A 22,558-nucleotide genomic window follows, 5' to 3' on the forward strand; every position below is an offset into this window, starting at 1 on the left:
CATAACCTATTTTACAGTTGTAAATTGAATTTATAAGCCATATAGTAGAGAAGTATTACTTTAATAAGTAATGTATAACTTATTGAAAAATAGATTTTTAATACTTACTAATTAAAGTAATAACATTTGTTAACTATAATAGAATCAAGCTTTCGATAATTGAGCTTTTTACTGTTTACATTTCTAAATTCTGTTACTTTTTCATTGTTTACAATTGTAAAAAGAAAGATGTTTACTTTTGTAAACTAATCAAAAGACAATGAATTTAGAAGAACTATTTAGCCAATACAAAGAACAATCTATAGAAGGTCGTTATTTAACTTTAGACCACATTCAACCTTTATTAGATAAATTAAATACAAACAATCAAGTCAAAATTATTGGCACATCAGTTTTAGGCGAACCTATATATAGTTATGAAATTGGTACCGGAGAAACACGTATTTATCTTTGGTCACAGATGCATGGAAACGAAAGCACGACTACAAAAGCATTATTTGATTTCATTAATGTATTAAACAACGGGTCTGAATTTGCAGAGAAAATGCTTAAAACATTTACTTTTTACAGCATTCCGATATTAAATCCTGACGGTGCAAGACTTTATACACGCGAAAATGCTAATAAAATTGATTTAAATCGCGATTCCCAGAACCTAACTCAGCCAGAAAGTAAGGTTTTACGTGAGGTTTTTGAAACTTTTAAGCCTCATTACTGCTTTAACCTTCATGATCAGCGAACTATTTTTGGTGCAGGCGAAACAGGAAAACCGGCTACAGTTTCATTTTTAGCGCCTTCATATAATGAAGAAAGAGAGATCAATGAGAACAGATTAAAAGCCATAAATGTGATTGCAGGAATCAATGATGTTCTACAAAAATACATTCCGGGGCAGGTAGGCCGCTTTGATGATTCGTTCAATATCAATTGTATAGGAGATACTTTTCAGTTTTTAGGAGTGCCTACAATCTTGTTTGAAGGAGGTCATTTTCCTAATGACTACGAAAGAGAAATTACCCGAAAGCTCTTATTTTTCTCACTTATTACGAGTTTCAAACTGATCGGCGAAAACGATTTAGTTGATAATAGAATTCATGATTATTTGAATATTTCACAAAATAAAGTCGTTTTTTATGATTTTATGTATAAAAATATCAAAATAAATTATGATGGTATCGAAATTATTACGAATTTTGTCGCACAATACAAAGAAGAATTGATTGAAAATAAGATTCACTTTAACGCTTACATAGTTGAAGTTGGCGAGTTGGAAAATTATTTTGGACATTATGAATACGATGCAAAAGGAGCCGTTTATTCAGATGACTTTACAAATTTTCCGAAAATGAATCAAAAAGCAGATTTTTGTTTAGATAAAAATGTTAAATTTGTTAACGGATTGATAAAAAGTTAATTTTTATGTGAATTTGTTGTTTTTTATATATATTTTTATACTTTGTAATAGCAATTAGTAATATTAATTAAAGAATTATGAGTAAATTTCGTTTAGATGAAGTAGATCACCAGATTTTAGATATGTTAATAGACAATACGAGAGTTCCGTTTACTGACATTGCAAAAAAACTATTGATTTCTGCTGGAACAGTACATGTTAGAGTAAAAAAAATGGAAGACGCCGGAATAATAATGGGTTCTTCATTGGCCTTAGATTACGATAAATTAGGGTACTCATTTATTGCTTATGTAGGTGTATTCCTTAATAATACGTCTCAAACTAAATTTGTATTAGAGCGCATCAATCAAATTCCTTTCGTTACAGTAGCGTCTGTAACTACAGGTAAATTCAACATTTTTTGCAAAATTAGAGCAAAAGATACTAAGCACGCAAAAGAGGTTATCTTTATGATTGACGATATTGAAGGTGTTTACAGAACTGAAACAATGATTTCATTAGAAGAAAGTATAAACGATAAGAAGCGTTTGATGCATACTATTTTTAAAAATATGTAATATTTTCTTGAATGCTATATTTAAATATAACCTCAAGTTTATTCTTGGGGTTTTTTTATGACTAATTAACCAACCAACTACAACACAATTATGTACACGTTACCCAAAATTGAACGTTTTAATCAAGATGTTCTCTCTAAATATCACATTTATAATAGTGTTTTTATAACATTACCATTTGATTCTATTGATAATACAGGGGTTTTACTTCCTTTATTTACAGAAACTTGCGAAACTGGCTTTAAAAAACAAGAAACTCCAAAAGAGATCTTTGATTTCTTTTCTAATAAATACTTAAACAATGCTTCAGAGACTGAAAAAATCGACTTAATGTTTCGATTTATTCAGTATATAGAGCGTCAAATTGTGCTTTTTGATGCTATTGAAGACGCTGCTTTTCCGGTTGTTAACAATATGGAAGGCCGTGGATCTTTACGTGATATCAAAGAAAAATCAGATGCTAAGGAAAAAGACGAGGAATTAATGGAATTCCTTGAAAGTTTTAACGTTAGAACGGTTTTAACAGCGCATCCAACGCAATTTTATCCTGGACCTGTTTTGGGTATTATAAATGATTTAACCGAAGCTATTCGTTTAAATGATTTACTAAAAATCAAACAATTATTGGCGCAATTAGGAAAAACTCCTTTTATCCAGAACGAAAAGCCAAATCCTTATGATGAAGCGGTTTCTTTGATTTGGTATTTAGAAAATGTGTTTTATGCTACTTCTGGAGAAATTGTTCATTATTTGCAAAAAAACATCCACGAGGGAAAAGCCATTCAGAATCAATTAATCAAACTTGGATTCTGGCCAGGAGGCGATCGTGACGGGAATCCTTTTGTTACTACTGAGATTACTTTGAAAGTAGCTGAGCGTTTACGTACTTCTATTTTAAAGTGTTATTATGTTGAAATGAGAAATCTAAAACGTAAGCTAACTTTCTCAGGAGTAGATACTTTAGTAGCAGAACTTGAACATAAACTTTATCGTTCTGTTTTTTATTCTAAAGGTGAAATCTACATCACATTAGAAGAGTTATTATCGCAATTAAACAAAATAAGAAATATTATTATTGAGAAACACCAGTCATTATATCTTGATGAACTGGAAGCTTTTCTGGTAAAAATTAATCTATTCGGATTCCATTTTGCTACTTTGGATATTCGCCAAAATAGTAAAATTCACGATGCTGTATTCAAAGATGTAGTGAATCATTATTTGAATTCTGGTTCAAATATATTCCCTGAGAATTATTTTGAATTGTCTGAATCTGAAAAAATAGCGGTTTTATCAAAAGTTAAAGGAGAATTGAATCCTGATGATTTTAATGATGAAATTACAAAATCGACTCTGGAATCTGTACAAGCTATAAAAGCCATTCAAAAAGCTAACGGTGAATCTGGAGCTAATCGCTACATTATTAGTAATAATGAAAGCGCATTGAACGTGATGGAAACCTTTGCAATGATTCGTCTGAATGATTGGGAAAATCCTAGTGTAGACATTATTCCGCTTTTTGAGTCAGTTGATGATTTACAAAATGCTCATGAAATCATGGAGCAATTGTATACTAATCCGGAATATTCAAAACATCTTGAAGCAAGAGGAAACAAACAAACTATTATGCTTGGTTTCTCTGACGGAACTAAAGACGGTGGTTATTTAATGGCGAACTGGAGTATTTATCAGGCAAAAGTTGCTTTGACAGAAATCTCCAGAAAATACGGAATTAAAGCCATTTTCTTTGATGGACGTGGTGGACCTCCAGCTCGTGGTGGTGGAAAAACACATAAGTTTTATGCTTCTTTAGGGCCAAAAATAGAGAATAACGAAATTCAGATTACGGTTCAAGGACAAACAATTAGTTCTAATTTTGGAACTCTAGATTCTTGTCGCTATAATATTGAGAATTTATTAAGTGCTGGTGTTACAAATCAAGTTTTCAGTAAAGCGCAAAATGAATTGTCTGCTGAAGAAACTGCGATTTTAACACAATTAGCAGGTTTGGGATATGATAAATATTTGAGTTTTAAAAATCACCCAAAATTTATCCCGTATTTAGAGAAGATGAGTACGTTGAAATACTATTCTAAAACAAATATTGGAAGCCGTCCGTCAAAAAGAAGTAAATCTGAGCAATTGGATTTTGCAGATTTACGTGCAATTCCATTTGTAGGTTCATGGAGTCAGTTAAAACAAAATGTACCTGGTTTCTTTGGAGTAGGATCTGCTCTAAAATATTTTGAGGAAAGTGGTCAATGGGACAAAGTATATGATTTGTATCACAATTCTTTATTCTTCAAAACCTTGCTTGAAAACAGTATGATGTCATTGGCAAAATCATTTTTCCCACTTACGGCATACATGAAAAAAGATCCTGAGTTTGGAGAATTTTGGCAAATTATCTATGATGAGTTCTTAGAAACAAAACGTCTTTTACTTAAAATAGCCGATCATAAAACCCTTATGGAAAATTACCCTGATGGTATAGCATCGATTCAAATAAGAGAACGTATTGTATTGCCGCTCTTGACAATACAACAATATGCTTTGTTAAGAATTAATGAATTAAATAAAGAAAATAGTACTAACGAAGACCTAATTAAAGTATACGAGAAAATCGTAACAAGATCACTTTTCGGAAATACCAACGCGAGTAGAAATTCAGCATAATCAAATTATAATATAAAAAAGTTGTAAAAAATGAATGCAGATCAATTAACAGAAAATGAATATTCAGGTGGTTTTGCTAATTATATTAGAGAAGCCGGAAATGTAAATTTATTTGAAGAACTAGAAATCTCTTTGCATGATTTTATAAAGTTTGTTCAAAATATTCCAATGGATAAATTTGATTATCGCTATGCAGAAGGCAAGTGGACGATAAAAGATATTATCCAGCATATCATGGATTGCGAGCGTATTTTCGCTTATCGCGCGTTGCGATTCTCCAGAAATGACAAAACACCTTTACCTAGTTTTGAAGAAGATGATTACGCAAATAGTACAGATTCAGGAAGTAGAAGTATTCAGAGTTTGTTGACTGAGCTGTCAGCTTTAAGACATTCTAATTTGTTATTTTTCAAAAGTTTATCTGAAGAACAACTTAAAAGAATTGGTACAGCTTCTAACAATCAAATTTCTGTTCGTGCTTTGGGATTTGTAATTATTGGACACCAAAAGCATCATCAAAAAGTTTTTGAAGAGAGATATTTGTAACTTTCTATTAAATATAAAAAAAATCCTGTGAAGTTTCTTTCACAGGATTTTTTTCACAGATGATTTATAATTTCTACTAAGTCAAAAATGAAATAAAAAAATAAAAAAACCGAGAAAATTATTTTTTTAATTCTAATTTTTTCAATCTGGAGTTTATTGCGCCTTCATTTCTTCCTAACAAAAGCGCTATTTCTTTCACTTTCTTTCCTTGATAAAAATTATGAACAAGATTTGAATCTTCCTCTGAACTCCATTTTTTATAAGCTTCAGGATTTTCTAATCTTTTCTCATCCAATGAATAAGCTTTAATTTTTAGCTTTTCATCATCATTTTTGTGCCTTTCTAGAATAGCTAATCCAAATCGAATTTTATCGTAAGATATTTTTTCTTCAAAATAATCATAATAAGGTTTCAATGCAGTTGGAAATTCAAGCTCGATTTGCGCTTTTTGCAATTGAGAAATTTCTTTTTCTGAAACAAACTGACTTAAATCAAAATCATGTCCGTCAACATATAATTTTGCCAAATGCGACACGATAGTTGCTTGTCCCAAATTTCTTTTTTTGGCAATTTCTTCAATACTATTACCACTTTTAAAAAGTTCTAAAGTTGTTTTATAAGTGTTGCTTTCTTTTTTAACTTTAGCATTTGCCTTCTTTACTTTTTCATAATAGACAATAGCATCTATAAATTCCGAACCATATTTTTCAAGTTTAGCTTTACCAACACCATCAATCGCCAGAAATTCTTCATCATTCGTTGGCTTTAAACTTTCCATTTGCCTTAAAGCAGCGTCGCTAAAAATCACATACGCCGGAACTTCTTCGTCTTTTGCAATTTCATAACGAAGTTTTCTAAGAATTTCAAAAAGAGAATTTTTAGCAGCTTTAGTTTTTGTTTCTTTGATTTCGGTTTTATCTATTACTTTTTTGACAACAGTATTCAATTTTACCTTTTCTCCTTCAAACAAAACTTTTTTTGCAAAAGAAGTCAGTAAAATTTTATTATGCTGATGAAAGGCAATTTCGCAATATCCAAGATTAATTAATTGAATCAGGTATTGATTCCAATCGTACCAAGAAATGTCAGCGCCAATTCCGTACGTTTTTAAGCTTTGATAATTTTTTTCGTAGATATACGCGTTTCTCGAGCCTCTTAAAAAATCTACAATTACAGCCAATGGCTCAGATTCGTGTAAACGACTAATTGCCGACAATGCTTTTTGCGCGAGAATCGTACCATCGAAAAAAGTTGGAGGATTTTTGCAAATATCGCAGTTACCGCAATTCTCTTTAACGAGTTCACCAAAATAGGAAAGCAAAATTTTTCTACGACAACTTAATGCATCTGCATATTGTTTCATTCTTTCCAGTTTTGCCAACTGCACATCTGAGTTCAATCCTTCGGACGCAAACTTCTGAAGCTGAATCACATCGGCATAACTTTCAAATAAAACTGTTTCGGCAGGTAAACCATCACGACCCGCACGGCCAATTTCCTGATAATAACCTTCTATATTTTTTGGTAAATTATAATGAATAACCCATCGAACATTCGATTTGTCAATTCCCATCCCAAAAGCGATTGTAGCGCAAACTACCTGACAATCATCATTTATAAACTCATCTTGCGTTTTTGCACGAAGTTTATTATCTAAACCTGCATGATAAGCTTTAGCTTTTATACCGGTTTTTCGCAATTTATCAGCAAGTTCTTCTGTGGTTTTTCTGCTTAAGCAATAAACAATTCCAGATTCATTGGGTTTCTTTTCGACAAAATCAATAATTTGTTTTACACGGTCTAGTGCCGGACGAACTTCTAAACTTAAATTTTTTCGATCAAAAGACGCTACAAATGTCTTTGGATTTTTTAGATTTAATTGTTTTGTGATATCTGTACGTGTTGCTTTATCGGCAGTTGCAGTCAAAGCCAGAATTGGAGTAGAAGGGAAGCGGTTTTTTAAATATCCTAAATTAGTATATGCCGGACGAAAATCATGTCCCCATGATGAAATACAATGTGCTTCATCAATTGCAATTAAACTGATTGTCAATTCATTAAAAACAACATCTAAATAAGACAAACTCTCTGGAGCTATATAAACGAGTTTAAATTTATTAGATTTTAAATTATCAATATAAAACTGCTGTTCTTCACTTGACTGGCTGCTGTTTATATAACAAGCATTGATTCCGTTGGTTTTTAAACTATCAACCTGGTCTTTCATCAGGGCAATTAATGGCGAAATCACAATTGTAATTCCAGGTAAAACCAAAGCCGGCAATTGAAAGCAAATTGATTTCCCTCCACCTGTTGGCATAATAGCCAAAGTATCCTGACCTGAAAGAATTGTGTTTATAATCGTTTCCTGATTAGGTCTGAATTTTTCAAACCCAAAATTTTCTTTTAATTTGGCGTGTAGTACTTCTGAACTCATTTGGCAGATATTATCATTATTATTTTGAATGTTGTAAAAGTATTAAATGTACTATTTTTCTTATAAAATAAAAAATTATATTTAAAATCAAATATTCCAACCATTTTTATTGCTTACATAAAAAAAGGAACCCTAGTAGAGTTCCTTTAGTTTATTTTTTAAAGATATAAATTAATCTTCGTCGTCTTCGTCATCATCTTCGTCAGCGATGTCATCCGGGTCTCTATCTTCATCATCGTCATCTCCGCCATCAACGTCCGGTTTATCTTGTGTATCGTCATCGTCGTCGTCATCACTATCATCATCAAGATCAAGACCTTTTACTGGTTCGATTGTATCAACATCAAGATCAATGTCGTCATCTTCATCGTAGTTCTCAATTCTGTCAGCAAGTTTAGTACTAATTTTTACTAAATAAATAGTGTCTTCAGTACGAACTTCAACAGCTTCGATCAATTCGTTTTTAGCATTTCTAAAACGGATTACATCCGAATCATCATAACCATCAGGAAATTTTTCTACCAAAAGGTTTAAAATTTCGTTGGTAAGTTTAGCGTAGTCTACTATAACTCTTTTCATAAATATCCTATAAATCTAATAAGTAAGCAAAAATTAACGGAGCAACAATTGTAGCATCCGACTCAATAATAAATTTAGGGGTTTTAATATCTAATTTACCCCAAGTGATTTTCTCGTTTGGAACTGCTCCTGAATAAGAACCGTAACTTGTCGTTGAATCTGAAATCTGACAGAAATAACTCCAAAACGGAATATCATGCATTTCCATATCCTGATACAACATTGGTACCACACAAATAGGGAAATCTCCTGCAATACCACCACCAATTTGGAAAAATCCAATTCCGTTAGTGCTATTTTTTGGATACCAATCTGCAAGGAATGTCATGTATTCAATTCCTGATTTCATGGTAGAGGCTTTTAATTCACCTTTGATTACGTATGAAGCAAAGATATTTCCCATTGTACTATCTTCCCAACCTGGAACAATAATAGGTAAATTTTTCTCTGCAGCTGCATACATCCAGCTATCTTTTAAGTCAATTTCGTAATATTCTTCTAAAACGCCAGATAACAACATCTTGTACATGAATTCATGAGGAAAATAACGTTCTCCTTTATCATCAGCATCTTTCCAGATTTTGTAAATGTGTTTTTGTAAACGACGGAATGCTTCATGCTCAGGAATACAAGTGTCAGTAACACGATTTAAACCTCTTTCAAGCAATGCCCATTCGTCTTCTGGTGTTAAATCACGATAATTTGGCACTCTTTCGTAGTGAGAGTGTGCTACTAAATTCATGATGTCTTCTTCTAGATTGGCTCCAGTACATGAAATAATTTGTACTTTATCTTGTCTAATTATTTCGGCAAAAATTTTACCAATTTCTGCTGTACTCATAGCGCCAGCCATACTTACCATCATTTTAGCACCGTTTGCCAATTGTTGTTCGTATGCCTTTGCAGCATCAACTAAAGAAGCAGAGTTAAAGTGTAAATAATGTTTTTCAATAAACTGACTGATTGGTCCTTTCATTTGTCTTTATTTTTTATTTTTTTTTGAATTAAAAGTGTTAACCTTTTAAGTTGTTATGCAAATTAATAATTTTTAAGATATTAAATTTTCAATTTGCAGTTTTTTTTTAGATTTTTTTTGTGTACCCAAGAATCTTTAATACATCGTCAGAAGTTTGTTGTTCTGAGAAAACTTCGGTAGCTAAAATCCCGTTTTCATCACGATCTATTAAAATATGCTTTGGTTGTGGAATCAAACAGTGGTGTAAACCTCCATAACCTCCAATTGTTTCCTGATACGCGCCAGTATTAAAGAATCCAATGTATAGTGGTTTTTCTTTGTTGTATTTAGGCAAATAAATGGCGTTCATATTTTGTTCTGAGTTGTAATAGTCGTCACTATCACAAGTCAAGCCTCCTAATAAAACCCGCTCGTAAGTATCATTCCAACGGTTAACCGCAAGCATAATAAAACGTTTGTTTATTGCCCAAGTATCTGGCAAAGTGGTAATGAATGATGAATCAATCATATTCCATTTTTCTCTATCATTTTGTTGTTTTTGATATAAAATCTGATAGATAGCGCCACCGCTTTCACCTACCGTAAATGATCCAAATTCTGTAAAAATATTTGGAACATCAACTTCAGCTTCATCGCATGCAATTTTAATCTGATTGATAATTTCATCAATCATATATTGGTAATCATATTCAAATGCCAATGAATTTTTAATCGGGAAACCACCTCCAACGTTTAAGCCATCAAGAGTAGGACATTCCTTTTTAAGTGCAATGTAAACTTTAATACATTTTACCAACTCATTCCAGTAATATGCTGTATCATTTATTCCGGTATTGATAAAAAAGTGAAGCATTTTAAGCTCTAACTTATCATTTTCCTGAATTTGTTTTTTGTAAAACGCAACGATATTTTTGTATCCAATACCTAATCTCGAAGTATAAAACTCAAATTTAGGCTCTTCTTCAGCAGCGATACGAATTCCAATTTTGAATTTTCCTTTTATTTCAGCCTGAAGCAAATCAAGTTCTTCATAATTGTCAATGATCGGAATAGTGTTTTTATGTCCGTTATTGATTAATCTCGCAATATTGCTAATATATTCATCTCTTTTAAAACCATTACAAATAACATAAGTACTCTTGTTGATTTTACCATTTTCTAACAAATTCTCTACGATATTGATATCAAAAGCAGATGAAGTTTCAACATGAATATTATTCTTGAAAGCTTCATTCATAATATATTCAAAATGAGAACTTTTTGTGCAATAACAATAAAAATATTTTGCTTCGTATTTGTTTTTTTCCATCGATTTTCTGAACCAGGCTTTTGCCTTATTAATATTGTTCGAAATCTGTGGTAAATAAGTGAATTTTAATGGCGTACCGTATTGTTCAACCAATTTCATCAAATCGATATTGTGAAATTGCAAGTTGTCTTTGTTTAATTTGAATTCTTCTTGTGGGAAGTAGTAAGTTTGATTAATTAGATCAGAATATTTTGTATTCATTATATTTTTAAATATTAGATTGTGATTTTTAATTTAGGAAACTGTGCTAAATCTAAAATTCAAACTCTAATATTTGCAAATACAATTGGCAATTTTTCATGTTCTGCTTTCGAACACAAGAAAACATCAAAGCAAAGCGGACTTTTACTATTATAAAAACGATTCAACATCCTAAGTAAGGAACTATTGAGCCGGTTTCTATAAGAGCTGAATTGTCTTTGTTTATTGTTTGTTTTCATCGTGGCAAATGTAAAAAATAATATATACCTAAAGCAAAGCTTTTTATTAAAAAAAGTTTAAGATTTATAATCCTGAAACGCGTCTAGAATTAATTTATTTTCAACGGATTGGTTAATTTTTATTTTACCGATGCCTTCAATTAATGCAAATTGAATCAAACCGTACTCATTTTTTTTGTCGTGAATAAGCAATTCAAGAATCGGATCGATGTCGTTTTCTTCCACTTTTACATCGTCATAAATACCCTTAATTGCAGTTTTAATTTCGGCATATTCTTCTGCTGTAATTAAATCTTTATGTAATGAAATATAACTTTCCAGGATCATTCCAATTGCAATTGCTTCTCCGTGTAATAAAGTCTTCTTGGTTTCGCTTTCCAAAAAATAACTTTCGATAGCATGTCCTAAAGTATGTCCGAAATTCAATGCTTTACGGATATTCTTTTCTGTTGGATCCTGTATTACAATATCATTCTTAATTTCTACAGAACGATAAATTAATTCGTCAAAATCAGCAAAATCAATTGCTTTTAAATCTAAAAATTGCTTCCAGTAAGCGGAGTCATATATTAAACCGTGTTTTAGCATTTCTGCCAATCCAGAACGCATTTCGCTTTGCGGCAAAGTATCAAGATATTGAGTATCAATTAAAACCATTTGTGGAACGTTGATAACACCAATTTGATTTTTAAGATTTCCTAAGTCTACTCCGGTTTTTCCCCCTACAGAAGCGTCAACCATAGACAATAGAGTAGTAGGGATGTTTATAAAGTCAACCCCACGTTTGAAAGTCGAAGCAACAAAACCTCCTAAATCTGTTACAACACCGCCACCAAGGTTAATTACAAGTGATTTCCTGTCGGCACCTAGTTCTGTTAGCACATTCCAGATTTCAACACAGGTTTCTATATTTTTATTAGCTTCTCCAGCTTCAAATTCAATAATTTCTATCGTTAAATCAGTTTCAAGCAAAGGCAAAAACTTTGGCAAACAATATTCATTTGTTTCATTATCAACTATAATAAACAAATTAGAATATTTATTTTCTTTTAAATGACTATTTAAAGCTTCGTATGCATTTTGGTTAAAATGTACGAGATAATTATTGGCTTGAATGGATTGCATATATCTGTAGTTAATTGAAAGCGCAAAATAAGGCATTTTTAACTAAATAATATTCAAACTTTCGTTCTAATTTGTTTTAAAATGAATCATTCCAGATAAGAATGAAGGGATTTGTTTTGATTTTTGTTTATCAAAATTTCGCAAAGCAGTAAACTCTTACGTAATATTCTAATAATTATAAGAATGATATTGATGATATTAAAAATTATGATACTTATTAGTAAATAATATTCAAAACTCTATCTATATTTGCATAAAAAACTGACCTTAATGGAAAAAATATTCGATAACACTCAGGTTGCATTTTCACTAAAAAGTGATACTGAACTTGATAGAGCTTATTTTCTTTTTAAAATGATCGACAGCCAACCCTTGGTGAGGATAGGAACTGCTGTTACCAATTTTGCTATAAAAGCAAATCTTCCGGTAGAAGGATTGATTCGTGCAACTGTTTTTGACCATTTTTGTGGTGGCGTAAACGAAGACGATTGTATTACAGTAGTAGATAAAATGTTTACCAAAGGCGTTTCATCTGTGTTAGATTATTCTGTTGAAGGAAAAGAAGAAGAAGAGCAGTTTGATGCTGCTTTAGAAATGACTTTAAAAACGATTGAATTTGCTAAAGAACGTTTAGCGATTCCGTTTGCTGTATTTAAGCCAACTGGTTTTGGCCGTTTTGAATTGTATGAAAAATTAGGAGAAAAACAAACGTTGACTCCTGCAGAACAAGCAGAATGGGATAGAGTAGTAGCTCGTTTTGATCAAGTTTGCGCTGAAGCTCACAAAAAAGATGTGGCTTTATTAATTGATGGTGAAGAAAGCTGGATGCAAGATGCAGCCGATGATTTGGTTACAGATATGATGCGCAAATACAATAAAGAGAAAGCTATTGTTTTTAATACTTTACAAATGTACCGTTGGGATCGTTTGGATTATTTAAAAAAATTGCATGAAGTTGCCAAAAACGAAGGTTTCTTTATTGGAATGAAATTGGTTCGTGGTGCTTACATGGAAAAAGAAAACAAAAGAGCGGAAGAGAAAAACTATGTTTCGCCAATTTGTGTTTCTAAAGAAGCTACTGATGTAAATTATGATGCTGCTGTACATTATATGTTAGAGCATTTGGAGATAATGTCAATTTTTGCAGGTACTCACAACGAATTGAGTTCTTATAAATTGATGGAAATGATGCAGGAAAAAGGAATTGCCAAAAACGATAATAAAATCTGGTTTGGACAATTGTACGGAATGAGTGATAATATTAGTTACAACCTTGCCGAGAACGGTTATAATGTTGCTAAATATTTACCTTTCGGACCTGTAAAAGATGTTATGCCATACCTAATTCGTCGTGCTGAAGAAAACACTTCAGTTGCAGGGCAAACAAGCCGCGAATTATCTATGATTAAAGCTGAACGCAATAGAAGAAAAGGGAAATAGTCTGGATTTTAGATTTTACATTTTACAAAAAAATCCATTTGCATAGCAAATGGATTTTTTTTTATTGGAATTTGGAATTTAAAAAATTGGAATTTCCTTTTAAGAGTTACTAAACTGTAGATTGCTCAGGTTTTTATAAATACCGTTTTCGAGATTTATTAATTCCTGATGCGTTCCTTCTTCAGTGATTATTCCGTTGTCTAAAACTAAAATTTTATCAGCGTTTCTAATAGTTGAAAGTCGGTGAGCAATGATAATACTTGTTCTTCCTTCCATCAACAATTCTAATGCTTCCTGTACTAATTTTTCGCTTTCGCTATCTAATGATGATGTTGCTTCGTCTAAGATTAGAATACTTGGGTTTTTAAGCAATGCTCTGGCGATCGCAATACGCTGACGCTGACCTCCTGATAATTTTACCCCACGTTCTCCAACCAAAGTTTCGAATTTCTCTGGGAAACCTTCTACAAAGTTTAAAGCATTGGCTTGTTTTGCAGCCAACATAATTTCTTCGTTTGTAGCATCTGGTTTTCCGTAAGCAATATTTTCTCTAATAGTTCCTCCAAATAAAATAACATCCTGAGGAACAATACTCATATTTCCACGAAGATTTTCTAAATCATAATCGTAGATGTTCTTTCCGTCAACTAATATTTCTCCTGAAGTTATATCGTAAAAACGTAATAGGAGCGACGAAATAGTTGATTTTCCTGCTCCACTTGGTCCAACTATAGCGATCTTTTGACCAAATTCAGCCGAAAAATTTACATCTTTCAAAACCTGAACTTCTTTTCTTGAAGGATAACTAAAAGCTACATTTTTGAAAGAAACAATTCCTTTAATTTTTTCAATAGGAGATGTTCTTGGATTTGCATTGATTGCTTCCGGAGTTTCTTCTAATAATTCAAAAACACGTTCTGTTGCTCCAACTGCCTTTTGAATCTGCGCATACATTTCGGCAATTCCTCCAAAAGAAGCACCTATAAATGTCGTATAAAGTACAAATGAAATTAAATCTCCAACACCTTCAACTTCTCCTTTGATAGTCAATGTGATTCCGTACCAAACAACAGCAACCACACATCCAAAAAGGCATAAAATGATAAATGAAGCGAAATAACCTCTGTATTGACCGCCTTTGATAGCGATTTTTACAATTTCTTTGATTTTGTTTTTATAACGCTGAATCTCGTACCATTCATTAGCGAAAGCTTTTACATTGCTTATTCCTTGAAGTGTTTCTTCAACGATTACCTGGCTTTCGGCAACTTTATCTTGGGTTCTCTTTCCGTATTTACGAATAAATCTTCCGAAAATAACGGCCGCAACTGCAACGATTGGTACAATGGCCAACATCATCAAAGTTAATTTAGGACTAATGTTTCCTAAAATAACAAATCCTCCAATAATCAGGATTAACTGGCGTAAAAACTCCGCAATTGTAGTTGTAAAAGTGTCTTGTAGTTGCGATATATCAGCACTTATTCTACTATTTAATTCTCCAACACGTTTTTGTGAGTAGAAAGACATTGGCAGTTTTACCAGATTTTCATATAAAGCAAAACGAATATTAGATAATGAATTCTCTGTAAAATTCACAAAAAGTGAAATTCTGAAAAAAGAGAAGATTGCCTGAAGCGTCAAAATCACCATTAATCCAACAGCAATTTCGTTGGCTCTGTTTAAGTTTTTATTGGTAACACAATCGACCAACATTCCCATTAACTTAGGAAAGGCTAGGGCAGTGGCACTTGTTAATAATAAGAAGATCAAACCAAGGAAAAATTTCCATTTGTGTCCTTTTCCGTATTTAAAAATTCTGAAAGCTTTTTGAAGTGAGTTAGAGTCTAATTTAGCCTTTGGTAAATCATTTTCTTGAAATCTTGCCATTTGAGTATACAATTAAGATATGCAAATGTATGATTATAGCAAACGATTACAAAAGAATATTATAAATTAGGGCTTCGTATTCGTGTTTTTAACTAAACGTAAAGAAATTGCGGTTTTTCTTTTATTTTTAAAAAGCTGTAATAGAGATTAGTAAAGAAAATGATAAAAAAAGTTTTCATTTTTTTTCTAAAAAGGCTTGTAAATACAAAATCTAACTGTACATTTGCACTCGCAATCACAAAATGATAGCAACCTAGTAAAATAGGGCGATTAGCTCAGCTGGTTCAGAGCACCTCGTTTACACCGAGGGGGTCGGGGGTTCGAACCCCTCATCGCCCACCAAGAAACTCCTTAAGAAATTAAGGAGTTTTTTTTATGTTTATACTTTTCGAATTTTAACTTAATCAGGGATCAGTTGCAAAAGTTGGGGATTAAACAAAAAAATAAATATCACCTATTTTTATTCGAAACCTCTAAAAAAACTATAGATCAAGAACATTTGAGTTCACAAAGCTTTGCACACAGGGCTGGTAAGTAACATTGTATAAAATTATTTGTTTTTTTTTCGCAATATCCTTGCAAATACAAAATCTAGCTGTATATTTGCACTCGCAATCACAAACGATAGCAACCTAGTAAAATAGGGCGATTAGCTCAGCTGGTTCAGAGCACCTCGTTTACACCGAGGGGGTCGGGGGTTCGAACCCCTCATCGCCCACAAACTTCCAAAAACTCCAAAATTATTTGATTTTGGAGTTTTTTTATTTTCTAAACTCATAGAATTCATTCTTTATATCTCAATTTAGTATTTCGCAAGTTTCGGATTGGTTTGCTCATTTCTAGTTTTTATCTTTGACTTCTATTATAATGATAATGAGCAAAGAACTGATAAATTATTATAGAATTGAAAAGGCTATTGGTTATTTAACCGACAATTTTAAGGAGCAGCCTGACTTGGATGAAATTGCCAGAAAAGTATTTATGAGTCCCTTTCACTTTCAGCGAATTTTTACTGATTGGGTAGGCATTAGTCCAAAAAAATTTATACAGTATCTTACTTTAGAATATCTCCGCAATAAGATTAGCGAAACGGAAAACATGATGGATGCAGCCGAAATAGTTAGGTTGTCAAGCCAATCAAGAGTGCATGATTTATTTGTAAGTATTGAAGGAGTAAGTCCACAACAATATAAAACTGCTGGCAAGGGTCTTGAAATCTTTTACGGATACCATGCCTCGCCATTCGGTTTATGCTTTATAGCTGTTACAGAAAAAGGAATTTGTACATTAAAGTTTATTGATGAAGAAAAAAGCAGGAATGAATTTGAGTTATTTTCACAACAATGGCAATTTGCTTATTTAATACATAAGCCTGATTACACCCAACAATTTATCCAGAAAATATTTCATCCAGACAAGACAAACCCGGAAAAACTTAACTTATTGACTCAAGGCACTGACTTTCAAATAAAAGTTTGGGAGGCGTTGCTTAAAATTCCATTTGGATCTGTTAGTTCTTTTCAACAGATTGCTCAATTAATCGGTCAGCCAGAAGCTGCAAGAGCTGTTGGCTCTGCAGTTGGAAAAAACTCAATTCTGTATCTAATTCCCTGCCACAGAATTATCTCAGGAGATGGCACTTTAGGTAATTATCATTTTGGTAAAGTTCGTAAACAAGCAATGATTGGATGGGAAATGAGTAAAGCTCAACTTTAGCAAGAACTGGATTGCTAAACTCTTATGATGAATCTACATTTGTGTGTATAAAATTAAAAAGATATGCAAGCACTTATTGTAATTGATGCTCAAAATGAGTTCTCCGGAAATGGTAATAGACCTGTACCAAATCATGATATGGCTATCGCTGTAATCAGTAAAAGAGTTGAAGAGGCAAGACTTGAGAGCCGCCCTATAGCATGGGTAAGACATTTTAACAAACCTACAGATTCGCCAGCCTTTATGCCAGATACATGGGGTGCCGAATATGTTTCAGGATTTGGTCCTAAAGAAGGATTTGGTATTGAAAAAGAATTTCAAAAAAATGTTTATGGTGCTTTCACAGGAACCAATATTGGTGCATGGCTAAAAATAGTTGGCGCTGAGGAAGTATTGATTGTTGGGTTTTATACGCATGGTTGTGTTGCCACCACTGCCCGTGAAGCTATTATGGCAGACCTTGACGTTTCGCTTGATCCTGATGCAACCGGTGCCTGTGACATGACCAATGAAATACTAGGAAATCTTTCAGCAGATGAAGTTCGCCGTTCAGCTTTATTACACCTCTCAAGCATGGGTGCATCAATAACTCCATTATAGCATTTTACTAAAAGGGATAAAATAAATTTACTAAAATGACACGAAGGGAACTATTAAAATATACTGCATCAGCTATTTCAATTGCAGCTATACCTACAGTATTAAAAGCGCAGCTGAATAATAAAGTAGATAAATTACCGCAAAACAATAATACTATGAAAATACAAAGACTCGCCTGGGCAGGAATTAAGATTGAACTTGATAAAACAACGTTATTTATTGACGCTACTTCCTATGCTGATGAAAAGGATATGAAACTAACCGTTGAAACTGAATACAGTCATGCTCTTATCACACATCATCATTCTGACCATTATGACCCTGCAGCGCTTAAAACAGTTTTTGACAAAAGAAGCCGTTTATATTGTCACGAAGATGCGTTACCCTGGCTTGATACAAAAGATTTGCGAACTCAATCTGTAAAATTATACCAGCCTATAGATGCTTCAAGGTGGGCATCTGATTTGGTAGCTATACCTGTGCCTGCAGTGGACGGCTTTGGTCATCCACAGGTATCTTGGATTGTGCAAGGCGGAGGAAAAAAAATCATCCATTGCGGTGATACACTATGGCATGGCTACTGGCGCGATATTGCAAATGCGTATGGCCCCTTTGATATTGCTTTTATGCCTATCAATGCGGCTCGCTTAAACCAAGGAAAAGTAAGTGATACCGGAGTTCCTGCAGTGATGAACCCGGAGCAGGCTGTTGTTGCTTCAAAGCTTTTAAATGCAAAATTAATTTGCCCAATACATTACGGTCGTCCTTCAGAAAATTATTTTGAAACACCTGACCCAGAAGGATTTTTTTTACACTTCGCAAAAGAAAGAAATGCTAAACCACTTTTATTGAAGGAAGGAGAATATGTAAAGTGGAGTAGTGTATAACTCCTGCGTACCAAATCATATACATTTGCAAAGCACATAAAAACCGGCATACAAAATTGGCATCTAGTATTCGATTATGCTCCTTGAAAAACCGTCAAGAAACACCTTAATAAATTAAGTAGTTTTTTCGATTATTAATGTCTTATTTTTGATTTAAAATAAAACTACATATGAGAAGTGAAGAAGATTGCCCACAAAATCACAGATACTTATTTTGTGACACTTATCTATCAGACAAAGGAATTGAGTTATCACAAAATGACACAATTAAACGATTTATAAATCGTGACAAAGATGAGTTTTATCAAAAATACACTACTTGGAAAAGAGAAAGCAATGAAATTATCGTCTTTACGATGTACGCTTATGCAGACTTAAAGTTAAATAAAAAATTTGATTGTATCTTTAACTATGACAATCCAGATGAGTTTGTTTTTGAAGAATTTATTTTGACTCAATCATTTTATGAAGGTTGGGCGCGAACCGAAACTGTTGATGATGGACACAAACATTTGTTAGTTTTTAGATTTGAAAATGATATTCCAAAAATACTGTTCAAACTGCACAAAGAAGAGACTCTTAAAGATTCAAGACCTGAAACATATACAAAATTAGGTTTTTGTAATCAAAATAATTTTGAAGCTATAGCTGATAATGTTAAAAAATATCATTTGCTAAAAGCAAAATACGGAATGGAATATTGGAAATACACTGACGAGGAAATATAAATGTAATTATAAATAAAGGAAAATAATATTCTAATAGTCCACAAAAAAACTTCTCAAGAAATTAAGGAGTTTTTTTATGTCTTATTTTTATTTGTGTCCCACATTATAGAGTTTTGTTCTTGATTCATTGAATATCTATTTGCCAGGTAATTTCATTATTTTTATGAAATATTGGGCAAAGAATTTTTAGTATTTCATTTTTCTCATTGACTAAATACCAATCAGGGCTATAAATTAGATCAAGAAATGTATTTGCTTCCTCACACATTTTATTATAGTTTTCTTCATCTCCTTCTTCTAAATAATTACTCGCTTTAATAGAATGTTTAATAAAATTAGCCAAGTGGACGTTTTCAGGAGACTCTGTCAAAAAATCAAACTTATAAATTACATCTCCTGAACTTCTCATATCCCAGTTTGTTTCGGTCAGAGATCCAATTGAGGTTTCATTCCAGTATAATTCGTATTTCTTCATATAATTCATTATAAAATTAGTCTATATTAGCTATTTCCAAAAGTAACTTAATGACTAGAATCTGATAGATTTTATTCTTATGGTATTAATAGATAATTTGGCTTACCCTTTTAACAAACCGCAAAAATGAATAAAAAAACTCTATTGGCATTACTTACTATAAACACGTTTTGCGCACAAACCATCGTTTTTGGACAAGAAAAAAAGAGTGAAGTCGTTACTCAAGAATCTATTCAACTTGAAACTGATGAAATTTTCGATAAGCTTGTTCAAATTAGAAGGGAGTTTCATGAAAATCCAGAACTTGCGGGTAAAGAAAAGAAAACCCAAGAAGTTATAAAAAAATATTTGTTGGATTTAGGACTCCAAGTTAAAACATACATTTATGGCTATGGCATTGTTGGTGTTTTAGAAGGTGCAAAAAAGGGTAAAAAAATCGCTTGGCGAGCAGAAATGGATGCTTTACCAAATGATTTTCCTGATAAATCTGATTTTAAATCTAATGTAAAAGGTGTTCAACATGGTTGCGGACATGATGTTCACATGGCGATTGCATTAGGAATAGCGGAAGTTTTGGCAAAAAATAAAAAATCGTTGCACGGCACGATTTATTTTATTTTTCAACCAGAAGAAGAAACATTTGTAGGAGCAAAAAGAATTACTGAAAATAAAATATTTACCAAATTCAAACTTGATGAGATTTACGCACTTCACGTAACAGGATTAGCCGTAGGGCAAATAATGGTAAAATCAAATGAAATGTATGCTTATCAAAAAGAAATAGGAATACAGTTTAAAAATGCACTACCAAACGAAGAGGTAAAAGAGCTTACGTCAAAAATTCGGAAGTCGTTAGTTAGGTCGGATAATGGGAGCAAACCATGGGAGATTCAGTATATTTCAGATTCTAAAATAGGATTGATGAATCCGAATACAATATTTAAAGACTATTTAATTGCTGAGGAAAATTTCAGAACCTATTCTAAAAACGATGTATTCCATATAAATGCAGAACTCTACGAAACTGATGCAGCACGATTAAAAAACATTATTCCTACCATTAATAAGGTAATCAAAGACAGTAATTATGCTTCTCAATTAATTTCTATTAAGTTCATAAAAGAAAATCCAACAGTTTTAAACGATCCAAATTTAACACACACTTCTATAAATACGCTTGACAATATTTACGGAAAAGGCTTTGTTACAACTGATTACGGGCAGGTTCCTTATTTTAATGATGATTTTGCCTATTTTCAGCAGAAAACACCCGGGGTTTATTTCTTGCTTGGTGGTTCCAATTTCAAAAAAGGAATGATCGCAATGAATCATGCTCCTAATTTTCAGGTCGATGAAGAGTGTATTAGAATTGGAGTCAGAGCCTTTTCTTCGTTAATATTTGAAAGGGGGAAATAAAACATTATCCCTGACAATCCACAAAAAAACTCCTTAATTCTTTAAGGAGCTTTTTTTTAGTTATTTCTAGCAAGTTGTTATACTATTGAGCATCCCAAGATGCACTGGCATAATAAATAGAACTTGTTACCGGTGCTGTCCAGTAATCCTGACTACCTCCACGGAAGGTGTGGAGACTTACGGCATTAACATTTCGCTTAGAGTCGTTAGTTACCCAACGAATTGTTTGATTCAACATCTCTGTACCATTTACATAATATTTGACATATCCGTCAGTATTTGACCCCGTATTTAACTTAACAGATATCTGACAATTATATGTCACACCTTCTTGTATGTAGTACTTTTTTCCAAAATCATTACCAAATTGCCCTGGCTGATCTTTATAATAAACATAGGGTTGGAGGTAAGCTCCACTTCCTTTGGCAGTGCTTGATCCATTTGGGCAATACCACATAAATCTGGCACTACCGCCATTGCCATCCCATCCTGGATCGCCACCAGTATTCTGATCACCAATTAATATACCATATCCGCATTTACCGCCTCGGCTCCAATAAAATCCGGAATTAAATTTCATCTGAAACCAAACGGTATAAATACCTTCTGACCAAACACCATACGATGTACACAAACCACCGGGACACGATAGTGTATTTGTCTGCAATGTAATCGTTCTGGCTCCGGCACCACCTCCTAACGCGGCAGCCTCAGGTGAGACGGCAGCATTGTTAGCGTTTTGCGACGCATCTTTGTTAGTACTTTGCAGCACGTCTTTGTTAGTGCTTTGCGGTACATTTAAGTCTTGTTCCTTTTCACAGGAATTAAGCACTAATGCTGTAATAAATAGTAAACTTGTCAATTTTAAGATTTTTTTCATTTTTTAAAGGTTAATGGTTAATAAATAATAGATAATGGTTACATCATTTGATACTGAAACAGAAAGTTTTTTCCAATTCTCCAAATCAATATCAGCGGATACGTTAATAAAAAAGTTTTTATTTTTATATGATTCATGCCATTGTTTTGAACTTGGCATTGCTGTTATATTTTGTTGTTTTTTACAAATTGCATCTACCTTCGAAATGCAGTTAGTGATTGACGTTGTAAAGTTGATTAATAACAATCTACATAGGGAGTAATAAAGTACGTTTTTGGGTACATAAAAATCTTACATATATGTTTTATGTATATTTTTCCTGTTTTAGAAATAATATCCATAAAAAAAATGCAAAAAATTTATTCAGTATTCAAACAATTAAGATTTTAATATACTGTAGCTTATATAGTATCTTAAAAATCTAGTATTTTTATTCATGTCTTCAACTCAAATTCACAATTTAAAGA

18 protein-coding genes and 2 tRNA genes are annotated in these 22,558 nt (G+C 32.6%); 12 read left to right on the forward strand and 8 right to left on the reverse strand.

Annotated features, from left to right (window positions below; genetic code table 11):
* The first annotated feature begins 259 nt into the window (after nt 1–259).
* The 4 genes from LPB88_RS08330 (at nt 260) to LPB88_RS08345 (ending at nt 5,193) form a co-directional block, all read left to right on the forward strand.
* Complete coding sequence (locus tag LPB88_RS08330) at nt 260–1,414, forward strand: M14 metallopeptidase family protein (protein WP_230714524.1); 1,155 nt, start codon at nt 260–262, stop codon at nt 1,412–1,414.
* Nucleotides 1,415–1,491: 77 nt separating this feature from the next.
* Nucleotides 1,492–1,971: an Lrp/AsnC family transcriptional regulator gene (locus LPB88_RS08335; RefSeq protein ID WP_007805990.1), complete on the forward strand. Its 480-nt coding sequence runs from the start codon at nt 1,492–1,494 to the stop codon at nt 1,969–1,971.
* Nucleotides 1,972–2,061: 90 nt separating this feature from the next.
* Nucleotides 2,062–4,647 (forward strand): phosphoenolpyruvate carboxylase, encoded by a 2,586-nt coding sequence (locus LPB88_RS08340; RefSeq protein WP_230714526.1) that lies wholly within the window; start codon nt 2,062–2,064, stop codon nt 4,645–4,647.
* A gap of 30 nt (nt 4,648–4,677) precedes the next feature.
* Nucleotides 4,678–5,193 carry a DinB family protein gene (locus LPB88_RS08345; RefSeq protein ID WP_230714528.1) on the forward strand — a complete coding sequence of 172 codons (516 nt, stop codon included), beginning with the start codon at nt 4,678–4,680 and terminating at the stop codon, nt 5,191–5,193.
* A 118-nt stretch (nt 5,194–5,311) separates the two neighbouring features.
* On the opposite strand, the gene recQ is transcribed toward LPB88_RS08345, so the two are convergent.
* The 5 genes from recQ to aroB form a co-directional block, all read right to left on the reverse strand.
* A complete protein-coding gene (recQ, locus tag LPB88_RS08350; protein ID WP_230714530.1) occupies nt 5,312–7,630 on the reverse strand; it encodes a DNA helicase RecQ in 2,319 nt (772 codons plus the stop codon).
* Nucleotides 7,631–7,801: 171 nt separating this feature from the next.
* Nucleotides 7,802–8,209 (reverse strand): DNA primase, encoded by a 408-nt coding sequence (locus tag LPB88_RS08355; RefSeq protein ID WP_230714532.1) that lies wholly within the window; start codon nt 8,207–8,209, stop codon nt 7,802–7,804.
* A gap of 7 nt (nt 8,210–8,216) precedes the next feature.
* Nucleotides 8,217–9,185, reverse strand: coding sequence for a deoxyhypusine synthase family protein (locus LPB88_RS08360; protein WP_035681188.1), 969 nt, complete (start codon nt 9,183–9,185; stop codon nt 8,217–8,219).
* A 106-nt stretch (nt 9,186–9,291) separates the two neighbouring features.
* Nucleotides 9,292–10,695, reverse strand: coding sequence for an arginine decarboxylase (locus LPB88_RS08365; protein ID WP_230714534.1), 1,404 nt, complete (start codon nt 10,693–10,695; stop codon nt 9,292–9,294).
* A 296-nt stretch (nt 10,696–10,991) separates the two neighbouring features.
* The gene (gene aroB / locus LPB88_RS08370; RefSeq protein WP_230714535.1) at nt 10,992–12,059 is read right to left on the reverse strand and encodes a 3-dehydroquinate synthase; all 1,068 of its coding nucleotides are present in this window, start codon (nt 12,057–12,059) and stop codon (nt 10,992–10,994) included.
* A 270-nt stretch (nt 12,060–12,329) separates the two neighbouring features.
* Between aroB and LPB88_RS08375 the strand changes: the two genes are divergently transcribed.
* Complete coding sequence (locus tag LPB88_RS08375) at nt 12,330–13,499, forward strand: proline dehydrogenase family protein (protein WP_230714537.1); 1,170 nt, start codon at nt 12,330–12,332, stop codon at nt 13,497–13,499.
* A 99-nt stretch (nt 13,500–13,598) separates the two neighbouring features.
* On the opposite strand, the gene LPB88_RS08380 is transcribed toward LPB88_RS08375, so the two are convergent.
* The gene (locus LPB88_RS08380; RefSeq protein WP_230714539.1) at nt 13,599–15,389 is read right to left on the reverse strand and encodes an ABC transporter ATP-binding protein; all 1,791 of its coding nucleotides are present in this window, start codon (nt 15,387–15,389) and stop codon (nt 13,599–13,601) included.
* 264 nt (nt 15,390–15,653) lie between these two features.
* Between LPB88_RS08380 and LPB88_RS08385 the strand changes: the two genes are divergently transcribed.
* From LPB88_RS08385 to LPB88_RS08410, 6 genes are all read left to right on the forward strand, one after another.
* Nucleotides 15,654–15,731: transfer RNA gene (locus LPB88_RS08385), tRNA-Val, on the forward strand.
* Nucleotides 15,732–16,032: 301 nt separating this feature from the next.
* Nucleotides 16,033–16,107: transfer RNA gene (locus tag LPB88_RS08390), tRNA-Val, on the forward strand.
* Between the two features lie 155 nt (nt 16,108–16,262).
* The gene (locus LPB88_RS08395) at nt 16,263–17,105 is read left to right on the forward strand and encodes a methylated-DNA--[protein]-cysteine S-methyltransferase (protein WP_230714541.1); all 843 of its coding nucleotides are present in this window, start codon (nt 16,263–16,265) and stop codon (nt 17,103–17,105) included.
* A gap of 63 nt (nt 17,106–17,168) precedes the next feature.
* Entirely contained in the window at nt 17,169–17,705 is a 537-nt protein-coding gene (locus LPB88_RS08400) for a cysteine hydrolase family protein (protein WP_230714543.1), read from the forward strand.
* A gap of 35 nt (nt 17,706–17,740) precedes the next feature.
* Entirely contained in the window at nt 17,741–18,592 is an 852-nt protein-coding gene (locus tag LPB88_RS08405) for an MBL fold metallo-hydrolase (RefSeq protein WP_230714545.1), read from the forward strand.
* Nucleotides 18,593–18,762: 170 nt separating this feature from the next.
* On the forward strand, nt 18,763–19,320 hold the full coding sequence (locus LPB88_RS08410) for a hypothetical protein (protein WP_230714547.1): 558 nt from the start codon (nt 18,763–18,765) through the stop codon (nt 19,318–19,320).
* 124 nt (nt 19,321–19,444) lie between these two features.
* On the opposite strand, the gene LPB88_RS08415 is transcribed toward LPB88_RS08410, so the two are convergent.
* Complete coding sequence (locus LPB88_RS08415; protein WP_230714549.1) at nt 19,445–19,795, reverse strand: hypothetical protein; 351 nt, start codon at nt 19,793–19,795, stop codon at nt 19,445–19,447.
* A gap of 126 nt (nt 19,796–19,921) precedes the next feature.
* Between LPB88_RS08415 and LPB88_RS08420 the strand changes: the two genes are divergently transcribed.
* Entirely contained in the window at nt 19,922–21,211 is a 1,290-nt protein-coding gene (locus tag LPB88_RS08420) for a M20 family metallopeptidase (RefSeq protein WP_230714551.1), read from the forward strand.
* An 82-nt stretch (nt 21,212–21,293) separates the two neighbouring features.
* On the opposite strand, the gene LPB88_RS08425 is transcribed toward LPB88_RS08420, so the two are convergent.
* Entirely contained in the window at nt 21,294–22,091 is a 798-nt protein-coding gene (locus LPB88_RS08425) for a polysaccharide lyase (RefSeq protein WP_230714553.1), read from the reverse strand.
* Nucleotides 22,092–22,558 lie beyond the last annotated feature (467 nt).

It is taken from the genome of Flavobacterium sp. JAS, from assembly GCF_020991455.1.
Taxonomy (GTDB): Bacteria; Bacteroidota; Bacteroidia; order Flavobacteriales; family Flavobacteriaceae; genus Flavobacterium.

Excerpts from the sequence above, each read along its gene's own strand:
- LPB88_RS08425 (WP_230714553.1), bottom strand. The coding sequence starts at position 22,091 with ATGAAAAAAATCTTAAAATTGACAAGTTTACTATTTATTACAGCATTA.
- LPB88_RS08365 (WP_230714534.1), bottom strand. The coding sequence starts at position 10,695 with ATGAATACAAAATATTCTGATCTAATTAATCAAACTTACTACTTCCCA.
- LPB88_RS08400 (WP_230714543.1), top strand. The coding sequence starts at position 17,169 with ATGCAAGCACTTATTGTAATTGATGCTCAAAATGAGTTCTCCGGAAAT.
- LPB88_RS08330 (WP_230714524.1), top strand. The coding sequence starts at position 260 with ATGAATTTAGAAGAACTATTTAGCCAATACAAAGAACAATCTATAGAA.
- LPB88_RS08420 (WP_230714551.1), top strand. The coding sequence starts at position 19,922 with ATGAATAAAAAAACTCTATTGGCATTACTTACTATAAACACGTTTTGC.
- LPB88_RS08355 (WP_230714532.1), bottom strand. The coding sequence starts at position 8,209 with ATGAAAAGAGTTATAGTAGACTACGCTAAACTTACCAACGAAATTTTA.
- LPB88_RS08395 (WP_230714541.1), top strand. The coding sequence starts at position 16,263 with ATGAGCAAAGAACTGATAAATTATTATAGAATTGAAAAGGCTATTGGT.
- LPB88_RS08405 (WP_230714545.1), top strand. The coding sequence starts at position 17,741 with ATGACACGAAGGGAACTATTAAAATATACTGCATCAGCTATTTCAATT.
- LPB88_RS08410 (WP_230714547.1), top strand. The coding sequence starts at position 18,763 with ATGAGAAGTGAAGAAGATTGCCCACAAAATCACAGATACTTATTTTGT.
- LPB88_RS08345 (WP_230714528.1), top strand. The coding sequence starts at position 4,678 with ATGAATGCAGATCAATTAACAGAAAATGAATATTCAGGTGGTTTTGCT.
- LPB88_RS08415 (WP_230714549.1), bottom strand. The coding sequence starts at position 19,795 with ATGAAGAAATACGAATTATACTGGAATGAAACCTCAATTGGATCTCTG.
- aroB (WP_230714535.1), bottom strand. The coding sequence starts at position 12,059 with ATGCAATCCATTCAAGCCAATAATTATCTCGTACATTTTAACCAAAAT.
- LPB88_RS08375 (WP_230714537.1), top strand. The coding sequence starts at position 12,330 with ATGGAAAAAATATTCGATAACACTCAGGTTGCATTTTCACTAAAAAGT.
- LPB88_RS08335 (WP_007805990.1), top strand. The coding sequence starts at position 1,492 with ATGAGTAAATTTCGTTTAGATGAAGTAGATCACCAGATTTTAGATATG.
- LPB88_RS08380 (WP_230714539.1), bottom strand. The coding sequence starts at position 15,389 with ATGGCAAGATTTCAAGAAAATGATTTACCAAAGGCTAAATTAGACTCT.
- recQ (WP_230714530.1), bottom strand. The coding sequence starts at position 7,630 with ATGAGTTCAGAAGTACTACACGCCAAATTAAAAGAAAATTTTGGGTTT.
- LPB88_RS08360 (WP_035681188.1), bottom strand. The coding sequence starts at position 9,185 with ATGAAAGGACCAATCAGTCAGTTTATTGAAAAACATTATTTACACTTT.
- LPB88_RS08340 (WP_230714526.1), top strand. The coding sequence starts at position 2,062 with ATGTACACGTTACCCAAAATTGAACGTTTTAATCAAGATGTTCTCTCT.